Annotated in this window: 20 protein-coding genes and 1 pseudogene (1 of these 21 only partly in view); 8 read left to right on the forward strand and 13 right to left on the reverse strand. The window is 71.5% G+C overall.

Annotated features, from left to right (window positions below; all coding sequences use genetic code 11):
* A protein-coding gene (locus tag JOE48_RS29335; protein ID WP_210035256.1) for a Do family serine endopeptidase crosses the window boundary here: on the forward strand, window positions 1-1163 show its 3' portion. Its footprint begins 289 nt before the window's first position; the window shows 1163 of its 1452 coding nt (coding positions 290-1452); its start codon lies beyond the left edge, outside the window; it ends in the stop codon at window positions 1161-1163.
* Between the two features lie 60 nt (window positions 1164-1223).
* Window positions 1224-2567 carry a replication-associated recombination protein A gene (locus tag JOE48_RS29340; RefSeq protein ID WP_245253014.1) on the forward strand — a complete coding sequence of 448 codons (1344 nt, stop codon included), beginning with the start codon at window positions 1224-1226 and terminating at the stop codon, window positions 2565-2567.
* Between the two features lie 115 nt (window positions 2568-2682).
* Here the strand turns inward: JOE48_RS29340 and JOE48_RS29345 are convergent, their stop codons facing one another.
* The gene (locus tag JOE48_RS29345) at window positions 2683-3147 is read right to left on the reverse strand and encodes an Lrp/AsnC family transcriptional regulator (RefSeq protein ID WP_210035258.1); all 465 of its coding nucleotides are present in this window, start codon (window positions 3145-3147) and stop codon (window positions 2683-2685) included.
* A gap of 251 nt (window positions 3148-3398) precedes the next feature.
* Between JOE48_RS29345 and JOE48_RS29350 the strand changes: the two genes are divergently transcribed.
* Both JOE48_RS29350 and ggt read left to right on the forward strand, forming a co-directional pair.
* On the forward strand, window positions 3399-4409 hold the full coding sequence (locus tag JOE48_RS29350; RefSeq protein ID WP_210035265.1) for a 1-aminocyclopropane-1-carboxylate deaminase: 1011 nt from the start codon (window positions 3399-3401) through the stop codon (window positions 4407-4409).
* Window positions 4410-4718: 309 nt separating this feature from the next.
* Complete coding sequence (gene ggt, locus JOE48_RS29355) at window positions 4719-6488, forward strand: gamma-glutamyltransferase (protein ID WP_210035266.1); 1770 nt, start codon at window positions 4719-4721, stop codon at window positions 6486-6488.
* A gap of 151 nt (window positions 6489-6639) precedes the next feature.
* Here the strand turns inward: ggt and purD are convergent, their stop codons facing one another.
* The 3 genes from purD to JOE48_RS29370 all read right to left on the reverse strand — a co-directional run bounded on the left by purD (window position 6640) and on the right by JOE48_RS29370 (window position 9620).
* Complete coding sequence (purD, locus tag JOE48_RS29360; protein ID WP_210035267.1) at window positions 6640-7914, reverse strand: phosphoribosylamine--glycine ligase; 1275 nt, start codon at window positions 7912-7914, stop codon at window positions 6640-6642.
* A gap of 96 nt (window positions 7915-8010) precedes the next feature.
* A complete protein-coding gene (locus tag JOE48_RS29365; protein ID WP_210035268.1) occupies window positions 8011-8325 on the reverse strand; it encodes a hypothetical protein in 315 nt (104 codons plus the stop codon).
* A gap of 71 nt (window positions 8326-8396) precedes the next feature.
* Window positions 8397-9620, reverse strand: coding sequence for an oxalate decarboxylase family bicupin (locus JOE48_RS29370; protein WP_210035269.1), 1224 nt, complete (start codon window positions 9618-9620; stop codon window positions 8397-8399).
* Between the two features lie 212 nt (window positions 9621-9832).
* Between JOE48_RS29370 and JOE48_RS29375 the strand changes: the two genes are divergently transcribed.
* On the forward strand, window positions 9833-11104 hold the full coding sequence (locus JOE48_RS29375; RefSeq protein ID WP_210035271.1) for an efflux RND transporter periplasmic adaptor subunit: 1272 nt from the start codon (window positions 9833-9835) through the stop codon (window positions 11102-11104).
* A gap of 167 nt (window positions 11105-11271) precedes the next feature.
* On the forward strand, window positions 11272-13701 hold the full coding sequence (locus tag JOE48_RS29380) for a membrane-bound PQQ-dependent dehydrogenase, glucose/quinate/shikimate family (RefSeq protein ID WP_210035273.1): 2430 nt from the start codon (window positions 11272-11274) through the stop codon (window positions 13699-13701).
* 96 nt (window positions 13702-13797) lie between these two features.
* Here the strand turns inward: JOE48_RS29380 and JOE48_RS29385 are convergent, their stop codons facing one another.
* The 6 genes from JOE48_RS29385 to JOE48_RS29410 form a co-directional block, all read right to left on the reverse strand.
* Window positions 13798-14733 (reverse strand): dihydrodipicolinate synthase family protein, encoded by a 936-nt coding sequence (locus tag JOE48_RS29385; RefSeq protein ID WP_210035275.1) that lies wholly within the window; start codon window positions 14731-14733, stop codon window positions 13798-13800.
* A gap of 116 nt (window positions 14734-14849) precedes the next feature.
* Entirely contained in the window at window positions 14850-17126 is a 2277-nt protein-coding gene (locus tag JOE48_RS29390) for a xanthine dehydrogenase family protein molybdopterin-binding subunit (protein WP_210035277.1), read from the reverse strand.
* Window positions 17127-17297: 171 nt separating this feature from the next.
* Window positions 17298-18341 carry a xanthine dehydrogenase family protein subunit M gene (locus JOE48_RS29395; protein WP_210035278.1) on the reverse strand — a complete coding sequence of 348 codons (1044 nt, stop codon included), beginning with the start codon at window positions 18339-18341 and terminating at the stop codon, window positions 17298-17300.
* Complete coding sequence (locus JOE48_RS29400) at window positions 18338-18832, reverse strand: (2Fe-2S)-binding protein (RefSeq protein ID WP_210035279.1); 495 nt, start codon at window positions 18830-18832, stop codon at window positions 18338-18340. Before JOE48_RS29400 ends, JOE48_RS29395 begins: the two co-directional genes overlap by 4 nt.
* Window positions 18833-18948: 116 nt before the next feature.
* Window positions 18949-19179 (reverse strand): DUF2945 domain-containing protein, encoded by a 231-nt coding sequence (locus JOE48_RS29405; RefSeq protein WP_210035280.1) that lies wholly within the window; start codon window positions 19177-19179, stop codon window positions 18949-18951.
* A 131-nt stretch (window positions 19180-19310) separates the two neighbouring features.
* Entirely contained in the window at window positions 19311-19574 is a 264-nt protein-coding gene (locus JOE48_RS29410) for a hypothetical protein (protein WP_210035282.1), read from the reverse strand.
* A 145-nt stretch (window positions 19575-19719) separates the two neighbouring features.
* Here JOE48_RS29410 and JOE48_RS29415 point away from each other — a divergent pair, with 145 nt between their 5' ends.
* Entirely contained in the window at window positions 19720-20952 is a 1233-nt protein-coding gene (locus tag JOE48_RS29415; RefSeq protein WP_245253015.1) for a sensor histidine kinase, read from the forward strand.
* 114 nt (window positions 20953-21066) lie between these two features.
* Window positions 21067-22182 carry a hypothetical protein gene (locus tag JOE48_RS29420; RefSeq protein WP_245253016.1) on the forward strand — a complete coding sequence of 372 codons (1116 nt, stop codon included), beginning with the start codon at window positions 21067-21069 and terminating at the stop codon, window positions 22180-22182.
* Between the two features lie 36 nt (window positions 22183-22218).
* On the opposite strand, the gene JOE48_RS31305 is transcribed toward JOE48_RS29420, so the two are convergent.
* The 3 genes and pseudogenes from JOE48_RS31305 to JOE48_RS31315 form a co-directional block, all read right to left on the reverse strand.
* On the reverse strand, window positions 22219-22368 hold the full coding sequence (locus tag JOE48_RS31305; protein WP_409518624.1) for a helix-turn-helix domain-containing protein: 150 nt from the start codon (window positions 22366-22368) through the stop codon (window positions 22219-22221).
* Between the two features lie 3 nt (window positions 22369-22371).
* Window positions 22372-22596, reverse strand: a complete 225-nt coding sequence (locus JOE48_RS31310; RefSeq protein WP_409518650.1) for a helix-turn-helix transcriptional regulator — start codon at window positions 22594-22596, stop codon at window positions 22372-22374.
* Window positions 22588-22794 (reverse strand): annotated as a pseudogene (locus JOE48_RS31315) (cupin domain-containing protein); the annotation flags it as partial. The gene JOE48_RS31310 and the pseudogene JOE48_RS31315, both read right to left, overlap by 9 nt.
* Between the last annotated feature and the right edge of the window lie 52 nt (window positions 22795-22846).

Raw genomic sequence — 22846 nt, forward strand, 5'->3', positions numbered from 1 at the left:
CCCGGGGTGACCGGGCGCAGCGCTCCCTGGGTTCCGGCGTGCTGGTCGACGGCGACGGCCTCGTCATCACCAACAACCACGTCATCGACAACATGAACGAGGTGCGGATCGCCCTGGCGGACCGGCGCGAGTTCGAGGCCACGATCCTGATGCGCGACACCCGCACCGACCTGGCAGTGCTCAAGCTCAAGGAGCCGCCGAAGGGCCTCGTGCCCATGCCGTTCGGCGACGCCGATGCCCTGGAGGTCGGCGACTTCGTGATGGCGATCGGCAACCCGTTCGGCGTCGGACAGACGGTGACGCAGGGCATTGTCTCGGCGCTGGCGCGCACGCAGGTCGGCTCGGCCGACTACCAGTACTTCATCCAGACCGATGCGGCGATCAACCCGGGCAATTCCGGCGGCGCGCTGGTCGACCTGCGCGGCCAGCTCGTCGGCATCAACACCGCGATCTACTCGCAATCCGGTGGCAGTCACGGCATCGGCTTCGCGATTCCCGTAGGCATGGTCAAGGCGGTGGTCGACGCGGCCCGCGACGGGGCGAGCGTGGTGCGCCGGCCCTGGCTGGGCGCGCGGATCCAGAGCGTCACCCCCGACATCGCCGACAGCATGGGCCTCGACCATCCGACCGGCGTGCTGGTGGCGAGCCTGCAGGCCAAGAGCCCGGCCGAAGATGCGGGCCTGAAGCGCGGCGACCTGATCCTGACGGTCGATGGCCAGGAGGTCGCCGACCCGGAAGCCTTCGGCTACCGCTTCGCGCTCAAGGGCGTCCAGGGCCAGACTCGGTTCGGGATCCTGCGCGGCACGAATCGCCAGACCGTCACCGTCAAGCTGGCCTCCGCGCCGGAGACGCGCCCGCGGGACGCGCTCAAGGTGAAGACCCGCTCGCCGTTCGTGGGCGCGACGCTGGTCAACACCTCGCCGGCGGTCGCCGAGGAGATGCAGGTCGATTTCCAGACGGACGGCGTGGTGGTGCAGGCGGTGGACGAGAACTCCGTCGCGGCCCGGGTCGGGCTGCAGAAGGGCGACGTGATCGTGGCGGTCAACGGCGTGCCGATCGCGACCACCAAGGATCTCGACCGGGTCACCCGCAACAGCCTCAATTCCTGGGAGGTGGCGATCAACCGCAACGGCGAGGTCCTGACCTCGGTCTTTGGGGGCTGATCCCATGCGATCGCGGGCGGCCGGCTTGCGCCGGGGCTCAGCCCCGGTGTTGATGCGCGGATGTCCGACCTGTTCGCCTCCGCGGAATCGCCCTCCGTGCCGGATCCCGGCCGCGCCGCCGGTGCCGAGGCCGCCCGCCCCCTCGCGGACCGCCTCCGCCCGCAGAGCCTCGCCGAGGTCGTCGGCCAGGAGCACCTGACCGGGGAGGGCGGGGCGCTCACCCGCCTCCTGCGCGGACGGACGCTCGGCTCGCTGATCTTCTGGGGTCCGCCCGGCACCGGCAAGACCACGGTGGCGCGGCTGCTGGCCCAAGGCACCGACCTGCATTTCGAGCAGATCTCGGCGATCTTCTCGGGCGTGCCGGACCTGCGCAAGGTGTTCGAGGCCGCGCGCAAGCGCCGGACGGCCGGGCAGGCGACCCTGCTGTTCGTCGACGAGATCCACCGGTTCAACCGGGCGCAGCTCGACGCCTTCCTGCCGGTGATGGAGGACGGCACCGTCACGCTGGTGGGCGCCACCACCGAGAACCCCTCCTTCGAGCTCAACGCCGCGCTCCTGTCGCGGGCCCGGGTGCTGCTGTTCCGGGCGCTGGATCCCGGTGCCATCGCGCGGCTCCTGGTCCGGGCCGAGGCGCTGACGGGCCAGGCCCTGCCGCTCACCGAGGAGGCGCGCGGCGTGCTGGTCCGCATGGCCGACGGCGACGGCCGCGCCGCCCTGACCCTGGCGGAAGAGGTCTGGCGCTCGGCGCAAGCAGGCGAGACCCTGGACGCGGAAGCGTTGCAGGAGATCGTGCAGCGGCGGGCGCCGATCTACGACAAGGCGCAGGAGGGTCACTACAACCTGATCTCGGCGCTGCACAAGACCGTGCGCGGCTCGGATCCGGATGCGGCGCTCTACTATCTCTGCCGGATGCTCGATGCCGGTGAGGACCGGCTGTTCATCGCCCGCCGGCTGGTGCGCATGGCGGTGGAGGATATCGGGCTCGCCGATCCGCAGGCTTTGGTGGTGGCCAACGCCGCCAAGGACGCGTTCGACTTCCTCGGCAGCCCGGAGGGCGAGCTGGCGCTTGCCCAGGCGGCGATCTACCTCGCCTGCGCGCCGAAATCGAACGCCGTCTACACCGCCTACAAGGCCGCGACGCGCCTCGCCAAGGAGGCGGGCTCCCTGCCGCCGCCGCGGACCATTCTCAACGCGCCGACCAAGCTGATGAAGCGGATCGGCTACGGCGAGGGCTACCGCTTCGACCACGACGAGCCGGATGCCTTCTCGGGCCAGGATTACTGGCCCGCCGCGCTGGGGCGCCAGCACCTCTACCAGCCGACCGAGCGCGGCTACGAGACCCGCATCGCCGAGCGACTCGACCGGTGGGAAACCCTGCGGAAGGCGCGACGCGGGGAGGGGTAGGCAGCCGGCCCGCCTCCCGCGCGTCATCGCGCGCGCAGCGAAGCGATCCAGGGCAGCGAGACCCTCGGCAGCGTGGCGCGGCTGGATCAGCTTGGCTCCGCTCGCGAACACGATGTCACAGGTCGAGCGGCGCGTTATCGATCACCTCCTTCATCACGAAGAAGGTCCGCGTCTGTCGGACCCCCGGCAGGCCGATCAGCGTGGCGCTGTGGAGCCGGTTGAAATCGGCCATGTCGGAGACACGGATCTTCAGCATGTAGTCGAAATCGCCGGCCACGAGATGGCAGTCGAGGAGCACGGGAATCGACCGCATGGCCGCCTCGAATTCCGAAAAGCTCTCGGGCGTCGAGCGGTCGAGCACGACGCCGACGAAGACCAGGGTGCCGCGACCGACCCGGGCCGGATCGATCAGAGCCCGCACCGCCCGCACGAACCCCTCGGTGAACAGGCGCTGGATCCGGCGATGGCAGGTCGCCGCGCTGGTGCCGACCCGCTCGGCGATCTCGGCATTCGCCATGCGCCCGTCCGCCTGGAGGAGGCGGAGGATCTTCTGGTCGATCCGGTCGAGCCCTGCGGACATGGACGATTCTTTCAGAATCAGTGCGTGATTCGAAATTCTCTTCAGCCAAGCGCATCAACGACGCAAGTCACTGTCTGTCTGAGGTAAAAGATCGAGAGCACCTTTCATCGCGGATCGGGTAGTTTTCCCTGTGCCTCGAAGACGGAGCCGGGCCTCGCGCCGGGCCGTCCCCGAGGCCTCGCTTCGACGCGTCCGGGCCGGACGGAGACCGCGCCTGCCCCGAGCCGCGCCCCGAGACCCGGAGAGACCCGATGCTGGACAAATTCGAGCGCTATCCCCTGACCTTCGGCCCGACGCCGATCGAGCCGCTCAAGCGCCTGACTGCGCATCTCGGCGGGGAGGTGGAGCTCTACGCCAAGCGCGAGGATTGCAATTCCGGCCTCGCCTACGGCGGCAACAAGCTGCGCAAGCTCGAATACATCGTGCCGGATGCCATCGCGAGCGGGGCCGACACGCTGGTGTCGATCGGCGGCGTGCAGTCGAACCACACCCGCATGGTCGCGGCGGTCGCCGCCAAGATCGGCATGAAGTGCCGGCTGATCCAGGAAGCCTGGGTGCCCCACGAGGACGCGGTCTACGACCGGGTCGGCAACATCCTGCTGTCGCGGATCATGGGCGCGCAGACGCAGCTCGTGGATGACGGGTTCGATATCGGCATCCGCGATTCGTGGAAGCGCGCGCTCGCCGAGGTCGAGGCCGAGGGCGGCAAGCCTTACGCGATCCCGGCCGGCGCCTCGGTGCACAAGTATGGCGGGCTCGGCTATGTCGGCTTCGCCGAGGAGGTGCGCCGACAGGAGGCCGAGATGGGCCTGCGCTTCGACTACGTGGTGGTCTGCACGGTGACGGGCTCGACCCATGCCGGCATGCTGGTGGGTTTCTCGGCCGATGGGCGCGCCCGCAACGTTATCGGCATCGACGCCTCCTGCACCCCGGCCCAGACCAAGGCCCAGGTCCTCGACATCGCCCAGAACACCGCCGCCCTGGTCGGCGCCGGCGACATCGTGGCTGACGACGTGGTTCTCAACGAGGATTACGCCTACCCGGTCTACGGCGTGCCCTCGCAGGAGACCGTGGAGGCGATCCGCCTCTCGGCCCGGCTCGAGGGAATGATCACCGACCCGGTCTACGAGGGGAAGTCGATGCAGGGCATGATCGACCTCGTGAAGAAGGGCTTCTTCCCGAAGGGCTCGAAGGTGCTCTACGCCCATCTCGGCGGCGCGCCGGCTCTGAACGGCTACAGCTACACGTTCCGCAACGGCTGAGGTGGATCGGTCCTGAAAGAACGGGATCTCTCCCTCCCCCTTGCGGGGAGGGGTTGGGGGTGGGGGTGGCGCAGAAGGCACCGCTGCGCTCGATCCTGAACCACCCCCGCCTCCGGCTCCTCCCCGCAAGGGGGAGGAGAGATTGCCGCGGCACGGGATGTGAGAACATCGTAGCCGGAGCGGGGAGGGAACCCATGACGCTCGGCCGAGCCTGACCGACGCTTACGGATGCGGCTCCAGTCGGAAGCCGCGACTCCGGCGTGTGATCCCCTATATGCCGGCGCGGGATCCGCACCGGAGAGGGTAGGGATGATCGCACCGGCACGCGCGCTGCTCCTGACGGCCCTGCTCGCCCTCGGCGGCCCACCGGCCTGGGCCGCCTCGGGACCGGCCGTGGAGGCCGAGAACGGGATGGTGGTCTCGTCCCAGCGCCTCGCCTCGCAGGTGGGGGCCGATATCCTGAAGGCCGGCGGCAACGCCGTCGATGCCGCGGTGGCGGTGGCCTACGCCGAAGCGGTGGTGAACCCGTGCTGCGGCAACCTCGGCGGCGGCGGTTTCCTGGTGCTCCACAGCGCCGACGGGCGCAGCCGCTTCGTCAATTTCCGCGAGACCGCCCCGGCGGCCGCCACCCGGGACATGTATCTCGACGCCGCCGGCAACGTCGTGAAGGGCGCGAGCCTGCGCGGCTGGAAGGCGGCCGGCGTGCCCGGGACGGTGCTCGGCCTCAACACCGCGCTCGCCGCGTACGGGACCCTGTCGCTGGCGCGGGTGATGGCGCCGGCGATCGCGCTCGCCCGGGACGGGTTCGTGCTGACCCGGGGCGACACCGACATCCTCGAATCCGGCACGACGCTGTTCGCGGGCCAAGCGAACGTCGCCCGGATCTTCCTGCGCCCGGATGGCAGCCCCTGGCGGCCCGGGGACCGGCTGGTCCAGACCGATCTCGCCCGCACCCTCCAGGCCATCGCCGATCGCGGCGCGGACGCGTTCTACAAGGGTGCGATCCCGGAGGCCGTGGAGGCGGCCTCACGGGCGGGCGGCGGCCTGCTGACGGCGGCCGACTTCGCCGCCTACACGGTGACGCAGTCCGAGCCGCTCACCTGCCGCTACCGGGGCGCCACGATCCTGTCGGCGCCCCCGCCCTCGTCGGGCGGGGCCACGCTCTGCGAGATCCTCAACATCCTCGACGGCTACGACCTGCGGGCCGCCGGGTTCAACGCGGCCCGGACCGTGCACCTGATGGTCGAGGCGATGCGGCGTGCCTACGCGGACCGCAACCTGCTGCTCGGCGATCCGGCCTTCGTGGAGAACCCGGTCGACCGGCTGCTGTCCCCGGCCTACGCGGAGACGCTCCGGGCCTCGATCAGCCCGGACCGGGCGACCCCGTCGGCGGAGATCCGTCCGGATCCCGGTCCGGAGGCGCGGGAACGGCCCGAGACCACCCACATCTCGGTGATGGACAAGGCCGGCAACGCGGTCGCGCTGACCTACACGATCAACGGCTATTTCGGCGCCGGGGTGATCGCCGGCGACACGGGATTCTTCCTCAACGACGAGATGGACGACTTCACGGTCAAGACCGGAGTGCCGAACCTGTTCGGGCTCGTGCAGGGGTCGAAGAACGCGATCCAGCCTGGCAAGCGCCCGCTCTCGTCCATGGCGCCCACGATCGTGCTGCGCGACGGCAAGGTCGCGCTGGTGGCGGGCTCGCCGGGGGGCTCGCGGATCATCACGATCAACGCGCAGACGCTGATCAACATGCTCGATTTCGGCATGGAGCCGCAGGAGGCCGTGGATGCCCCGCGCATCCATCACCAATGGCTGCCCGACACACTCTACGCCGAGCCCTTCGCGCTCTCGGCGGACACGCAGGGCCTGCTGCGGCGGATGGGCCACACGATCGTCGAGCAGAAGCCCTGGGGGGCGCAGGAGCTCATCGCGGTCCGGGCCGCGGCGCCGGCCCTGCCGGAGGCCGCGTCGTCGGGCAACGACGCCTCGCGCACGGAGCGGATGCGGCCGGGCCTGCTCTACGGCGCCAATGACAACCGCAGGCCGGCCGGAGCGGCGATCGGGGAATAGGGCGCCGGGCGGAGCCGATTGCGCACCCTTCCTCTCCCGGCCGGATCGATCCGTGCCGCTTCGCGTGCCAGGCATCGGATCCCCCTCATTGCGGTCCGGGTGTCCGGACAGGCGAGCATGTCGCCCGCCGCAGCCTAGGACCCTCAGACGCTCAGCGCTCTCCCGCCTCCCGCGCCACGGCGCGGTACCCGATGTCGCGCCTGCAAAAACCCTCCGGCCAGTCGATCCGGGCCACCGCCGCGTAGGCGCGGGCCTTGGCGTCGGTGACGCTGTCACCCAGGGCCGTGACCGCCAGAACCCGGCCGCCTTCGGCGAGCAGCTGTCCGCCCTCGGCGCGGGTGCCGGCCTGGAACACGTGAACCCCGTCGCCCTCGGCCTCGTCGACCCCGCGGATCACCGAGCCCCGGACCACGGCACCCGGATAGCCGGCCGCCGCCATCACCACGGTGAGCGCGGCCCGATGGGGGTCGAATTCGAGGCCCACCCCGGACAGATCGCCCTCGCAGGCCGAGAGCAGGGCCGGCACGAGGTCGGAGGCGAGGCGCGGCATCAGAACCTGCGCCTCGGGATCGCCGAAACGGGTGTTGTACTCGATCAGCTTGGGGCCGTCCGCCGTGAGCATCAGCCCGGCATACAGGATGCCGGTGAACGGGCAGCCCCGCGCCCGCATGCCCGCGAGCGTCGGCGCGATGATCTCGGCCATGACCCGGGCCTCGATCTCCGGGGTCACGACCCGGGCCGGGGAATAGGCGCCCATGCCGCCGGTATTGGGCCCGCGGTCCCCGTCGAACACGCGCTTGTGGTCTTGCGCGGTGCCGAGCGGGATCGCCCGCGTGCCATCGCACAGGGCGAAGAAGCTGGCCTCCTCGCCGAACAGGCATTCCTCGACCACCACCTCGGCGCCGGGCTCCTCGAAGAGGGCGGTGAGCGCGTCCTCGGCCTGGTCCACAGTCTCGGCGACCGTGACACCCTTGCCGGCAGCGAGCCCGTCGGCCTTCACGACGATCGGGGCGCCCTGCTGGCGGACATAGGCCAGCGCCGGCTCCAGGGCGGTGAAGCGCGCGAAGGCCGCGGTGGGGATGCCGCAGGCGGCGCACAGGTCCTTGGTGAAGCCCTTCGAGCCCTCGAGGCGGGCGGCGTCCCGGGTCGGCCCGAAGGCGCGGATCCCGGCTGCCTTCAGATCGTCGACGAGCCCGGCGACCAGGGGCGCTTCGGGCCCGACCACCACCAGGCCGATCGATTCCGCGGTGCAGAACGCCGCCACCGCGGCATGGTCGGTGACCTTGAGCTCCGGCCGGTTCGTGCCGTGGCGGGCCGTACCGGGATTGCCCGGAGCCGTGAACAGGCGGGTACAGAGCGGGCTCTGGGCCAGACGCCAGGCCAGAGCGTGCTCGCGGCCGCCCGAGCCGATCAGCAGGATGTTCATGCGCACGCCACCATGGGCCCAGCTTCTGGGCGAAGCCTGCCGGCGGGAAAAGGTTTTTTTCGGGCTTTCCCCGCTCTGCGCAGAGTTCCGGGCCGATCAGCAGCCGATGCACACGCTCGTGTTGATGCCGCCGCCCCGCGGCACGATGCCGTGTCGGCCGATATGACGACCGACATGGACGCCTCGGTAGGGCAGGTAGGGTCCATGGGGCTGGAACTGGGCGTTCCGCTGGATCGACTGGTTCAGGGTGTTGTAATCCGTGACCCGCTGCTGGTTGAGGGTCCGGATCTGGCCCTGCAGGGCGAACGACGCGTTGGCGGCGTTCGGGTCGTTCTGCTGCACCTGCGCCCAGGCGGTGCCCGCTGGGAGAGCGAGCGCCAGGGCGAGGAGCGCACGGGACACGGCGCGCATGACTCTCTCCGTGAAGGAACTGGCCTATCCATTCGTCGACGCGTCAGGATCGGGCCGGGTTCCGGGGCGCGTCAACCCGGAACGACCGGCGATTTCGTCTGCGGGAGGGCGTCGACGAGCCTGGGGTCCAGCCCGGTATGGGCCTGGACCAGGGGATGAGGCGTCAGCGCCAGCCACTGGGCCAGCGAGATGTCGGCGTAGCGCGGGCTCTTGAACATCTCCAGGAAGGTGAGCGTCGTGTCGCCGGTATTCTCGATATAGTGGCCCATGGCGAAGGGCACGTAGCCGACGTCGCCGGCCTGGTAGTCGAAGGTGCGGGCCTTCGATTCCGAGCCGAATACCGTCATCCGCCCCTGACCCGAGAGGTAGTACTGCCACTCGTCGCCGTTGGGGTGCCAGTGCAGCTCGCGCAGGCCCCCGGGCTCGACCTCGACCAGGGCCGCCGCGATGGTGACCGAGGCCGGGAACACCGTGGAATCGGTGATGCGTACGCTGCCGCCCCTGGTGCGGACCGGCTCCTGCGCCAGCATGCGGTGGCTGAAGGTCTTCGGCACCGGCCCGGAGCCGCCCATCCTGTCGGCCGCGAGCGGGCCGGGCTTCGGACCGGGGAAGATGTAGAGCTCCTTCTCGGGAATCTTGGCGAAGGCGCTCTCGGGCAGGCCGAAATTCTTGGCGAGCACGTCCTTCGGCGTGTGCGCCAGCCAGTCGGTCAGCAGGAAGGTGGAATCCTCCGAGAAGCCGCCGTCGTCGAACACGAGCAGGAACTCGCAGCCATCGACCCCGTCGGACGCGAGGCCCTGGATCGCGTGCGGGATGCCGCCCGGGAAGTACCAGAGATCGCCCTCGCCGACATCGTCCGCGAAGGTGCGCCCGTCCTGATCGACCGCGGTGATCCGGGCCTTGCCCTTGATCATGTAGGCCCACTCGGATTCCTTGTGCCAGTGCATCTCGCGCACCGCGCCGGCCTTGAGCCGCATGTTGACCCCGGCCATGGCGGTGGAGACCGGCAGCTCGCGGGTCGTGGTCTGGCGCGCCCAGCCGCCTTCCTCGAGCCGCATGTGGCTGTCGGAGAAGGACCATTTCAGGTTCGGCATCGTGCCGTGGTCGGTGGCGGGCGGAGCCAGGGTGAACGGCTCCTCGGCGGCCCGGGGCTGGTTCCGGGGACCGAGGATGTCGGCGCCCTTGCCGCCGCGCTCCGGGAGAGGCGCGGCCGGTCCGGAGGATTGCGCAGCAGCGGGAGCCGCCATCATCGCACCGCCGGCGGCGATGATGGCGCGCCTGGAAATCTCGGTCATCGCATCTCGGTCCCTGACTTCTGGCAGGGTAACCGGAGGGGAGCCGGGTGGATCCGCGGCCGGTCCCGATCGTGCGGCGCGGCATCTCGCCCGGAGCCCGGCCGCGGTCTATGTAGGGAAGACAGGGCCAGAGGCGTCCCGGCCGGTCGGCGGGCGCCATCTTCGGCGCATGACGTTCGGCGCATGACGCGCGGTGCGACCTAAGGGCGAGAATGTCGGACGGGGACAGTTCAGCCGCGGGCAGGGCCGGCCGTCCGGCGTCTCACGGCCGCCTCTGGCTGGCCCTGCTGGCGCTGGCGGGTACGGGCTTCCTCGGATACCGGTCCTGGCCGGACCAGTCCCGGGCGGCGAGCCCGCCGCGCGCGGCCGAGGCGAGGCCGCCGACCGTGCGGGTTGCCACCGCGGCGCGGGCCGAGGGCGCCCTGAGCCTGACCCAGACGGGCACCACCCAGGCCTTCGACACCGCCAGCCTCTACCCGCGGGCAACCGGCTACATCGTCGAGCGCAAGGTCGATATCGGCTCGCACGTGAAGGCGGGCGACCTGCTGTTCCGGATCAGCGCGCCCGACCTCGACCAGCAGCTGGTCCAGGCGCAGTCGCAGGTGCTGCAGCTCCAGGCGGCCCTGATCCAGGCGCGGGCGATGGTCGACCAGGCCGAGGCCAACCGTCACCTCGCCGACGTGACCAACCGGCGGACCTCGACGCTGGCCGGCACCGGGGTCGAGACCCGGCAGAACGCCGACACCTCCCAGGCCGGGGTGCTGGCGCAGACCGCCAATGTCGACGCCGCCAAGGCCGCCGTGAAGGTCGCGCAGGCCAACATCGCCGCCCAGGAGGCGCAGGTCGCCCGCCTGAAGGTTCTGACCGGCTTCGAGGAGATCCGCGCGCCCTTCGACGGGGTGGTGACGGCCCGCAACACCGATGTCGGGGACGCGGTCACGGCGGACACGAATACGGGTCCGCCGCTCCTGACGCTGAACCGGGACGACGTGCTGCGCATGGCGGTGAACGTGCCGCTCTACGCCGCCGACGGCGTCCGCGACGGGCTGGCCGCCAAGGTCGAGGTGGCGCAGATCCCCGGCAAGGTCTTTCCCGGCACGGTCTCGCGCTCGTCGACGACCCTGCTCTCCACCGCGCGCACGCTGGTCACGCAGGTCGACATCCCCAATCCCGACGGCGCGCTGCGGCCGGGGCTCTACATCACCCTCACGCTGGAGATTCCGCGGGTCTCGCCCGCCGTGACGGTGCCGAACGATGCCCTGATCTTCGACCAGCACGGGACCCGCGTGGCGGTGGTCGAGCCTTCGGGCGACGGAAGCGGGGTGGTGCGGATGCGCCCGGTGACGATCTTCCGCCAGACCCGCACGCTGCTGGAGCTGCGCGACGGCCTGAACGGCGGCGAGCGCGTCGTCGTGGGCCCGCCGGCCTCGCTGCGCGACGGCGACAGGGTCAGCCTGCGTCCGGAGGATCGGGCCGGGGCGTGAGCGGCCGCGCGGCGAGAAGCGCGGAACGGAGCGTCTCCACCCGGCAGCCTTGTCCAGCCCTGGGACAGCTACGGCGGCGATAAGCCGTCGGGCATGCGGCGGCGCCGTGGGGGGCCGCCCCCGGCGCCAGCCGTGACCGGCTGGCTCAGGAAGCGGATAACACCGACGTGGCACTCGGAACGATAGCGCTGTCGATCGCGCTGCTTGGCCTCGCCCTCGCGATCTTCGGTCTGCCGCTGGCCTTCGCGGGCGGGTCCTGGTTCTACGTCGCCCTGGGCTTAGGCGTGCTGGCCGCCGGCGGCGAGCTGGTCCGAGGACGGCAGAGCGGCCTCCGGATCTACGCCCTGGTGCTGGCGGCGGCCTTCGTGTGGACGCTCGGCGAGGTCGGGGTCGACACGTGGCAATGGATCCCGCGCGGGGCCCTGATCCTCCTCGCCGGACTCGTGCTCTGCCTGCCCTTCGTCGTGCGGCGCCTGCGCGACGCGCCCGAACGGCCCTGGAAGCCCAGCCTCGGGAACGGGCCGCTCGTTCTCCGGGCCGTCGTCCTGCTGATCGCGGCCTTGAGCGCCGCGTCGTGGTTCGTCGATCCGGTCGAGACGCGCGGCCGTCTGCCGAAGGTCGCGGAAATGGGCTCCGCCGCCGTCGATCCGAGCGGCGTCCCGTATCCGGCCGACGACTGGGTCGCCTATGGCGGCACCAATCTCGGCCAGCGCTACTCGGCGCTCACGGACATCACCCCCGGCACTGTCCGGGGCCTCACGGTCGCCTGGGAGCACCACACGGGCGATCTGCGCGGCGACAGCCGGACCGATTCGAAGGAATTCACGTTCGAAGCCACGCCGATCAAGGTCAACGGGCTGCTCTATCTCTGCACTCCGCACAACATCGTCGAGGCCCTGGAGCCCGAGACCGGCAAGCGGGTCTGGGCCTTCGATCCGAACATGGCGCGGGACAACCAGTACCAGCACCAGACCTGCCGCGGCGTATCCTACAACGACTCGGCCGCTTACACGCCGCCGGCGGGAACGGATCCGACGACGGCCGAGGCGGTCGCGGCCGCCATCGCCGAATGCCCGCGCCGGATCATCGCCGCCTCGGTGGATGCGCGGCTCTACGCGCTGAATGCCGACACCGGCGCCCTGTGCAGGACCTTCGGGGCGAACGGGTTCATCGACCTGAAGGCGCAGATGCCGAACCTCAGGCGCGCCAGCTATCAGCAGACCTCGGCGCCGCTGGTGACCCGGAACCTCATCGTCCTCGGCAGCGCGATCGCCGACAACTACTACGCGGACAACCCCTCGGGCGTGATCCGCGCCTTCGACGTGCGGACCGGCGCGATCGTCTGGAAGTTCGACGCCGGCAAGCCCGGCGAGACCGCGCCGCTGCAGCCCGGCGCGCTCTACGAGCCCAATTCGGCCGTGGCCTGGACGCAGTTCTCGGCCGACGAGGCTTTGGGGCTGGTCTACGTGCCGTTCGGAAACCGGGCGCCCGATCAGATCGGCGTGTCGCGGTCGGAGACGGACGAGGCCCTCGTCGATGCCCTGGCGGCGCTGGACTTGGAGACGGGCAGGCTGACCTGGGCGTTCCGGACCACCTATCATGACCTGTGGGACCGCGATAACCCGTCCCAGCCGGTTCTCCTGACCCTGCCGCAGGGCGGCGGGACAGTGCCGGCCATCCTGATCCCCACCAAGGTCGGCAACGTCTGGGTCCTCGATCGCCGCACCGGCGCCCCGATCCGGCCGGTCTCCGAGGTCTCGGTCTCGACCCGGACCGACATCCCGGGGGAGGCGCCGTCTTCGGTCCAGCCGATGTCGTCGCTGAGCTTCGCGCCCGCGGCGCTGACGGAGGCCGACATGTGGGGCGTCACGCCCTTCGACCAGATCCAGTGCCGCCTCGCCTTCCGGTCGAACCGCTACGACGGCAATCCGTTCACGCCGCCCCAGGCGTCAGGCGGCGCGATCATCTGGCCCGGCAATATCGGGGTGTTCAACTGGGGCTCGGTGGCCGTCGATCCGGTCCATCACTGGATGATCGCGACGCCGCAATACCTGACCTACCTCTACCGCCTGCTGCCGCGGCCGCCGGGCGACCCGGAGAAGCGCCTCGTCACCGCCGACCCGGATTCCACCCCAGGCAACGAGAATCTCGGCGGCCCCTACGCGGTCTCCATCGCCCACATGCGCTCGGCCCTCGGCGTCCCGTGCAACGCGCCGCCCTGGGGTGTGCGGGTGGGGGTGAACCTCGCGGACGGCACCACCGCCTGGAAGCACCGCAACGGCACCGTCGCAGGGCAGAAGATCGCCGGTCTCGCGGTCCCGATCCCGTTCGAGATGGGCATGCTGGCCCATGGCGGCACCCTCGCCACGGCCGGCGGGGTCGCCTTCTCGGGCGCGACGCTCGACGACCGCATCCGCGCTTACGACATGCAGACCGGGGAGATCCTGTGGACCAGGGCGCTGCCGGCCGGCGGCCAGGCCACGCCGATGACCTATCGCGGCAAGGACGGCCGGCAATACGTGGTGATCGCGGCGGGCGGGCACGGTTCGCTCGGCACAACGCCGGGTGACTCGGTCATCGCCTTCCGGCTCGATTGATCCGTCGCGCACCTGTCGCGAGCCCGGGAATCGCCGGCCTCGCAGCGCCGTGGACGTTGCGGTGGCCCCGGCCGTCCGGCCGGGGCAGGGGAGCTTCTAACCCGCGAGCCGCGCCCGCGCGTCGGTGCGGGCGAGGCGCGCCAGCAGGTACTCGACTTCGGCCTTCGCGGTGGCAGTCAGCGCCTGCGAGGGTTTGCGCTGCGCGTCGGAGGCGAAGATGCCCCGTCGCATGAACACGTATTTGCGCACCGCGAGCCCCAGCGGGCCCTGCTGCTGCTCGTAGCGGAGATAGGGGAGGTGGGCGTCGAACAGGTCGTGGGCGGCATCGCGCTCACCGGCCTGGCCGAGGCGGACCACGTCGACCAGCATTTCCGGGAAGGCGTAGCCGGTATTGGCCCCGTCGGCGCCGCGCTCGGTCTCGAAGTCGAGGAACAGGCCGCCGTTGCCGACCAGGATCGAGATGTGGCGCATGGAGCCGTCCGCCTCGAAGCCGCGCAGCGTCGAGATCTTCTCCAGCCCCGGCCAGTCCTCGTGCTTGAGCATCACGCAGGACGGGTTGTCGGTGACAATCCGGCGGATCACGCCCGGCGCCATCTGGACCGAGAAGGTGAGGGGGTAATCCTGCAGGACGAAGGGCACGTCCGGCCCGATCGCCTCGACGGCGTTGCGGTAGTAGCCGACGACCTGATCGTCGGTGCGCAGGGTGTTGGGCGGGGCGATCATCACGCCGGCCGCGCCCAGCTCCATCACCTCCCGGGCCAGCGACCGCATGGCCGCGAAGCCCGGCGCCGTCACGCCGACGATCACCGGGAGCCGGGTGCGCCCGAGGACGCGCCGCGCCACCGCAATGCCTTCGGCGTGGTCGAGCTTGCCGGCCTCACCGAGCTGGCCGAGGATCGTCAGGCCGTCGACGCCGGCCGACCCGAAGAAGTCGGTCATCCGGTCGAGCGACGTCTCGTCGATCCGGCCGTCCGGATGGAACGGCGTCGGAGCGATCGGCACGACGCCGCCGATTTCGCTGGTGAGGGGCATGCCGATCTCCGCGCTGCTGCGGCGGCCGCCGGCCGCCGATGGCATGCCCCATACTAAAAAATCCCGGGCGCTGCGACACGCCCGGGATGGGATGAGGCGGTGATCAGCCCATTCGATCAGCCCAGCAGCTTGTCGAGGGTGATCGGCATCTCGCGCACCCGCACGCCGGTGGCGTGCCAGACCGCGTTGGCGATGGCGCCCACCGTGCCGGTGATGCCGATCTCGCCGACGCCCTTCACGCCGAGCGCGTTCACCACCGCGTCGTCCTCGTGGACCAGGATCGCCGCCATGGCGGGAATGTCGGCGTTCACCGGCACGTGGTACTCGGCGAGGTTGTCGTTGAGGAAGCGACCGGTGCGCGGATCCATCTCGGCCCGCTCGTGCAGGGCGAAGGACAGGCCCCAGATCATCCCGCCGTAATACTGGCTCTGGACGAGCCGCGGGTTGATCACCCGGCCAGCCGCGAAGGCGCCGACGAGGCGGCTCACCCGGATCTGGCCGAGATCGGGGTCGACCTTCACCTCGGCGAAGACCGCGCCGTGGGCGTGCATGGCGTAGGAGGCCTGCGCCGCCGGGTCGGCGCCGGCCTTGCCCTGGCCCTCGATGCTGGCCCGGCCGGCCCGCTGGAGGATGTCGGTGACGGATTCGCTCCGGCCCGGGTCGTCGCGCCGGGTCAGACGCCCGCCCGCGGCGGTCACGCCGGCATTGCCGGCGCCGTAGAGCGGGGAGGCGGGGTCGTTGGTGGCGAGATCCGCGAGCTGCCGGATCACGTCGGCCGCAGCCGCGTGGATCGCGTTGCCGGCGGTGGCGGTGTGGCCCGAGCCGCCCGCGATGCCGGCATTCGGAAGGTCCGAGGAGCCCATCCGGAAGGTGAGGGCGTCCATCCCGATCCCGAGCCCGTCGGCAGCGATCTGGGCGAGCGCCGTCCAGGATCCCTGGCCCATGTCGATGGCCCCGAGCTCCACCGTGCCGGTGCCGTCGGCGCGGATCTCGGCACGGGCCATGCCTTCGAAGATCAGCGCCGGGAAGGTGGCGGTACCCATGCCGGTGCCGACCAGGAACCCGTCCCTGTCGCGGGTCTGGCGGGCTTTCAGCGGGCGTCCGGCCCAGCCGAAGGCCTCGGCGCCGCGGCGGTAGCATTCCCGCAGGGCCTTGGAGGAGAACGGCTTGCCGGTGATCGGCTCGACCTCGGCGTAGTTGGCGAGCCGGAAATCCAGCGGGTCCATGCCGAGCTCAAAGGCCATCTCGTCCAGCGCGCTCTCCAGGGCGACGCTGCCGGTAGCCTCGCCGGGCGCGCGCATGAACAAAGGCGTGCCGGTGTCGAGGCGCACGGCCTCGTGCCGGATCGCGATGGCCGGGCTCGCGTAGAGGGTGCTGGTCGCCCGGCCCGCCGGCTCGAAGAAATCGTCGAAGCTCGACGAGGCGGTGCGGATGTGATGGTCGAGGGCCGTCAGCTTGCCGGACGCATCGGCGCCGAGCCGGAGGGTCTGCCGGGTCGGCCCGCGATGGCCCATCGGGCCGTACATCTGGGTGCGGGTCGGAACGAGCTTCACCGGCCGGCCCACGAGCTTGGCTGCCATGCAGGCCAGCACCTGCGGCCCGGCGGGGACGCCCTTCGAGCCGAAGCCGCCGCCGAGATAGGGGCTCTCGATGTGGATGTCGTCGGGGCTGATGCCGAACAACCCGGCGAGGCGGCCCTGCGACATGGCGAGCGCCTGGGTCGGCATGTGCAGCGTCAGCCGATCCCCGTCCCAGCTGGCCACGGCCGCGTGCGGCTCCATGGCGTTGTGGTACTGGGCCGGCGTCTCGTAGGTGGCGGCGATCGTCTTGGACGCGGCCGCGAGCCCGGCCTCGACGTCGCCGTCCGTCTCGACCGGCGGCGCGCCGACGCCGACCGAATCCGGCGTGAAGGCCTCGCCGGAATCGAGCCCGATCCGCGGCGTCTCGGCCGCGTAGGTCGGGGCGAGCAGCCGGGCGCCCTCGGTGGCCGCCTCCAGGGTCTCGGCGATCACCACGGCGATGGGCTGGTTGGCGTAGCGGACGCGGTCGTTCTGCAGGAGGTCGAGGCGGAACGTGAAGGGCCCGTCCTTGGCATCCGGGTCCTTGGCGAGAGTCGGGACGTTGCCCGGTCGCATCACCGCCACGACGCCGGGATGCGCCTCGGCGGCGGCCACGTCGAGCCCGGTGACGCGGCCCTTCGCGATCCGGGCAACGCAGAGCGCCGCGTGGAGCGTGCCAGGAGGCAGGTTGTCGGCGGAGAAGCGGGCTTGGCCGGTCACCTTGAGCGGGCCGTCGCGCCGGGTCAGCGGCTGGCCGATGCTGGAGCCGAGCCGGACCGAGCCGGCGGGGAGGTTCGAGGCGGGCGTGTGCGATGGCTTGGAGGTCGCGGTCATGCGGGTCTCCTCAAGACGGATTCCGGTTGAATCCTACGGTTGCAGTGACCCGCTCCGTCATCACGAGCGGAGCGAAGTGACCCAGGGCAGCGCGACGCCGGGACGCATGCTGCTGCACTGGATGGCTTCGCTGCGCTCGCAAAGACGGCGGCGGGGCCATCGAAGGCGGCGTCAGACGATGCCGAACGGGGAGGCGGGGAGCGCCGGGATCCGGGCGGGCGTCCCGGCGGCAGCCTGGGTCAGCGCGCGGATCGCCACCCGGCGGGCGAGCTCGATCTTGAAGGCGTTGGCCTCGCCGGTGGGCTTGGCGCCGGCCAGCGCAGCGGCGGCAGCCTTCGCGTAGGCCTCGGGGGAGGGCGCCTGTCCGGCGAGCGCCGCCTCGGCCTCCGCCACCCGCCAGGGTTTGAGCGCCAGACCGCCGAAGGCGAGGCGCGCCTGGCCGATCGTGCCGCCGGCCTCCAGGGTGAGGGCGGCGGCCGCCGAGACCACCGCGAAGGCGTAGGAGGTGCGGTCCCGGACCTTGAGGTAGCGGGCATGGTTTCGGAAGGTGGTCGCCTCGGGCGGCAGGCGCAGGGCGGTGATCAGTTCGCCGGGCCGCAGCTCCGTCTCCCGCTCCGGCTGGTCGCCGGGCAGGCGGTGGAACCCGGTGAGCGGCACTTCCCGGGCACCGTCCGGCCCGGCAATCTCCACCACCGCGTCGAGGGCGGCGAGGGGGACGCAGAAATCGGACGGGTGGGTGGCGATGCAATGCTCGCTCCAGCCCTGGACCGCGTGGATCCGGGTGGCGTGCCCCAGCGCCGCGCAGCCGGAGCCGGGCGCGCGCTTGTTGCAGGCCGAGACGGCGTCGGAGAAGTATTGGCAGCGGGTGCGCTGCATCAGGTTGCCGCCGACCGTGGCGGCGTTGCGCAGCTGGGCCGAGGCGCCCGCCAGCAGGGCCTCGGCCACCATCGGGTAGGCCTTGGCGAAGGCGGGGTCATGGGCGAGGTCGCTGTTGCGCACCAGGGCGCCGACCCGCGTCGTGCCGTCCGGCAGCCGCTCGATGGCCGAGAGGCCGGGGAGGCGGGTGATGTCGACGACCCGCTCCGGGGTGGCGACGCCGCCCTTCATCAGGTCGACCAAGTTGGTGCCGGCGGCGAGATAGGCGGTGCCCGGAAGCTGGCCGGCCGCCACGGCCTCGGGCACGCTCGCGGGGCGGATGTAGTCGAAGGTCCTCACGCCGCGTCCTCCCGCTGCTCCGAGGTCCGGGCGGCCGCGTCCTGCACGGCGTCCAGGATGCCCGCGTAGGCGCCGCAGCGGCAGAGATTGCCGCTCATGCCCTCGCGGATGCGCTCGGGATCGGTGCCGGCATGGCCCTCGCGGATCAGGCCGACCGCGCTCATGATCTGGCCGGGCGTGCAGAAGCCGCACTGGAAGCCGTCATGGGCGATGAAGGCCGCCTGGACCGGGTGGAGCCGGTCGCCCTCGGCGAGCCCCTCGATGGTCAGCACCTCGGCGCCGTCGAGGCTTGCGGCGAGGGTCAGGCAGCTGTTGATGCGCCGCCCGTCCACCAGGACCGTGCAGGCGCCGCACTGGCCGCGGTCGCAGCCCTTCTTGGCACCCGTCAGACCGAGGCGCTCGCGCAGGAGATCGAGGAGGGTGACGCGCGGATCGTCGAGGGCGATCTCGCGCGGCTGCCCGTTCAGGGTGAGCCTGAGGGGAATGGTCATGCGGGGGTCCCGGCTTTCAAGGCTGGAACCGTTACAGATAGCCGCTCCCACGCTCGCGGCGAGGCCTTCAGCGGGAAGCGATGTGCGCAAGATCACGGCACGCGAGGGTTGCGCGCTTATGCTGACTTGACCGTGACTTCGGAAGCCGACTTCAGCACGGTCTTGCCCTTTGTGGTCTTGATTTCCAGGGCGGGCTCCGCCTTCGAGGCGTCGCGCTTGACCGTATTGCCCTTGATGGTCTTCTTGACGTCCTGGGTGTGAACCTTGGTTACCGCGCCCGAAACGGTGCCCTTGCCCCATGTGTAGGTGACGTCGTCCCCGGTCTTCACCTTCGCCCTGGCGGTCATGCGTGTCTCCATCGTGGATGCGGGAAAGGCCCTCGGGGGCGGGCGCGTTCCCGGGTTTCCACGGCCGGGATGCCGCAGCCGGAGCGACCCGGTTCCGTCCCGCTTGCGCCTCGACCCATCTCACCCGCGCTTCAGCGCCCGACCTCCCGGCGCAGGGCTGCGACCATCGTCTCGACCGCCGCCTGCGCGGTCTCACCGAGGTCGATATCGGTCTCGCCGGCGGTGACGAGGCCGCGCCCCTCCAGCTCCTTCACGCCCTCTGGATCGGCCTCATGGCCGGCGCCGTCCCGGCGAATCACCGAGGTGACCTTTTCGCCGCTGACGAGGCGATGGTAAGCCGCGAAGGCGAAGATCGAGAGGGCCTTGTCGGAGAGTCCGTTCAGGTCGTCAGCCATGCCTGCGTTCCTCGCGTCGGTTCACGGACGAACGCCGCACGGGGCCGGGGGGTCCGGACCGCGGCAGGGGTGCGACGACGGGTGCGCCTTTGCGAGCGGCGACGCTTCGCGCCGGGGCCGCCTTCCTGCTACTCTGCCGCCCTCCATGCGTGCGAACACCGACCAGACCGAAGTGGAACCGAGCCCCGAGACGCCCCGCGCGCCCGCGCGCGCCAATCTCGACGATCGTCTGCGCCAGCAGGCGATCCTCTCCGAGTTCGGCGTCGAGGCGCTGCGCGGCACCGATGTCGACCACCTGCTGCAGCGGGCCACGGAGCTGTGCGCGCAGGGCATGGGCGCCGAGTTCTGCAAGGCCCTGGAATATCGGCGCGGCGCCGACACCCTGCTGGTCCGGGCCGGCGTCGGCTGGGGGCCCGCCGTGATCGGGAAGGCCCGGATCGGGGCCGATCTCGCCTCCCCGGCGGGCTTCGCCCTCAAGACCGGCCGGCCGGTGATCTCCAACCACCTCGCCGACGAGACCCGGTTCCGCACCCCGCAGCTCATGGCCGATCACGGCATCCGCCGGGCGATCAACGTGCTGATCGAGAACCGGGACGGCGCCTTCGGGGTGCTGGAGGTGGACGACACCCGCGCGGGCATGTTCGAGGAGGCCGACGTCGCCTTCATGCAGGGCTTCGCCAACCTGCTCGGCGGCGCCATCGAGCGCCAGCGCACCGAGAGCCTGCTGCGGGCCGCCCTCGCCCGGCAGGACCTGCTCGCCCGCGAGATGAGCCACCGGGTCAAGAACAGCCTTGCCATCGTGGCGAGCCTGCTCGCCCTTCAGGCCCGGGCCGCCGAAGACCCGGCCGTGCAGACGGCCCTGGCGGATGCGCGCAGCCGCGTCGAGGCGATCGCGGGCGTCCACGACCAGCTTTGGCGGCAAGGTGACGAGGTGAAGGGTGAAGGGGAGGGGGTGCCGGGCGAGCTCGACCTCGCGCCCTTCCTGGAGAAGCTGGTGGCCAACCTCGCCAGCGGCGTGCCGGGCCGGCAGCTCGTCTGCACGGCCTGCCCGCAGCGGATCTCGGCCGACCGGGCGATCCCCATCGGCCTGCTGGTCAACGAGCTCGTCACCAACGCGCTCAAATACGCCTACCCGCCCGAGACGCACCCGGCGGGCGGCGAGATCCGGGTCCGCGCCGAGCGCCGGCCCGACGGGCTCGTGGTCGAGGTTGCCGATGACGGGATCGGGCTGCCGACGGGGTTCGAGATCGGGCGCGCCTCGAAGAGCCTCGGCATGCGGGTGGTCGGCAGCCTCACGCGCCAGCTCGGCGGCAGCCTGACGGTCCCGGCCCGGGGGAAGGGCGCCTGCTTCCGTCTGGAGGTGCCGCTTGCCGGTTGAGCGCGCCGCCCGGCCGGGGCTGGGACCGGACGAAGGCCCTGCCCCGTCGCGCTCTGGGCACGACGGTCTCGGCCCGACAGAGCGCGAGCGTGAGCGGTGACCGGGATCAGGACGATGGCGGCGCTCCTCGCCGAACGGCTCCACGCCTTCCGGAGCCTCGGCGACAATTGCGAGTTCGGGTTCGTGCAGCGCTACGGCGGGGTCGAGCCCTCCGGCCTGCTGCGGTTCTCCTACACGCCGATGGCGGACCTGATCCGCGGCCTGCGCTGCGGCTTCGCGGATTTCGGCGTGCCGGGGGATCTGCGGCTCTCCGTGAGCGCCGGGGGCACCTATTACTGCCACAGCGTGGCCTACAACATCTGGGCGAATACCGGGCATCCGGCCGGCTCGATCGAGCCGGAGGTGCTGCTGGAGCGGGAATACGGCCGGCTGGCCCATCTCAAGGGCAAGATGCTGGACGATCTCGCCGACGGCTCGAAGATCCTGGTGCGCAAGGTCGGCCGCGACGAGCCCGAGGCCGATTTCGCCCGTCTCGCCGAGGCGGTCTGGGCGCACGGGCCCTCGACGCTGCTGCGCGTGACCGAGGCCGGCCCGGACTGGCATCCGGAGCTGGCCCGGCGGGTCGCCGACCGGCTGATCGCGGGACAGGTTCGCCGCTTCGCGCCGGTGGAGGAGGCTTGGTCGGTCGATCTCGAACCCTGGATGCACCTCGTGGACAGCGCCTACGCGCTGGAGCGCGGCGCGGCGCCGACCCGCCTCGACGCGGCCGCCTTTCCGGAGGCGCTGAGGCTGCCGGGGCGCCTGCGCCGGCATGTCGGCCGGCACCGGGCGACCGCGCTCAGCGCCTACACGCGGGCGGTGGACCCGGCCGGCCTCCGCGCCGACACGGTCCACGTGTTCTCGAGCTGGGTGTGGATCCCGGAGGACTTTGGCGGGGACCGGGTCTTCGCGGCGGCCGGCTATGCGCGGCTGGGCTGGCGGGATGCCGACTTGGCGCGGCGCGGCTGCTGGCAGCGCGTCTGGGCCGCGGGGCGGCTGCGGCCCGAGGCGGCACGGGAACCCGTCGGACTCGGCATGATCGGCACGCGGCGGGACGGGTTCTGGTCCGCCGGGGCGCGCTTCGCCGAGGGGCCGATCCCGGGCGATGAGCCCGCGCCGGATCTGCCGATGCCGCCGTTCCGGTTCCCGGGCCGGGATCTCCTCGGCCGGCTGCGGGCGCATTTCCTGTAAGGTCGGACGCCCCGCCCGTCCGCTTCCGCTTCCCCCTCAACCGCCCCGCGCGTAGCGGGCAGGCGGCGTCCCGACATGGCGTGTGAAGGCCATGCTGAACGTGCCGGCGGAGCTGTAGCCCACCCGTGCGGCCGCCTCCGCGACGGTGATCCCGTCCCGGCGCAGGAACGCCTTGGCCAGCACCATGCGTCAGCCGGTGACGTAGGCCATCGGCGCGACCCCGACCGTGCGCTGGAACCGCTCGAAGAAGGCGGACCGTGACAGGGCGGCCTCCCGGGCGAGGGCAGCCACCGTCCAGGCCTGGGCCGGCCGATCATGGATGCACCGCAGGGCGGCGGCGAGCTGATCGTCGCGAAGACCGCGCAGGAGCCCGGCCGATGCGGACGGACCCGCGGTCGAACGCAGCGCCTCGATGAGAAGGACCTCGAGAAGCCGCGCCAGGACGGATTCCCGGCCCGGCCGGGCCGCGCGCGACTCGTCACTCACGAGTTCCACCAGCGCGATCAGCCGCCGCTCGCCGCGCACATGCACATGGTGCGGCAGGAGCGAGACCAGCAGGCCGGCGGCGTCCGAGGCGAAGGCGCAGTGCCCGACCAGCATCCGGATGTCGGGCTCGGCGTGCTCCGGCCCGAGCTGGAAACGGGCCGCCTCGTCGGGGAGGGCG

Origin of the sequence: Methylobacterium sp. PvR107 (assembly GCF_017833295.1) — a bacterium.
Classification (GTDB): domain Bacteria; phylum Pseudomonadota; class Alphaproteobacteria; order Rhizobiales; family Beijerinckiaceae; genus Methylobacterium.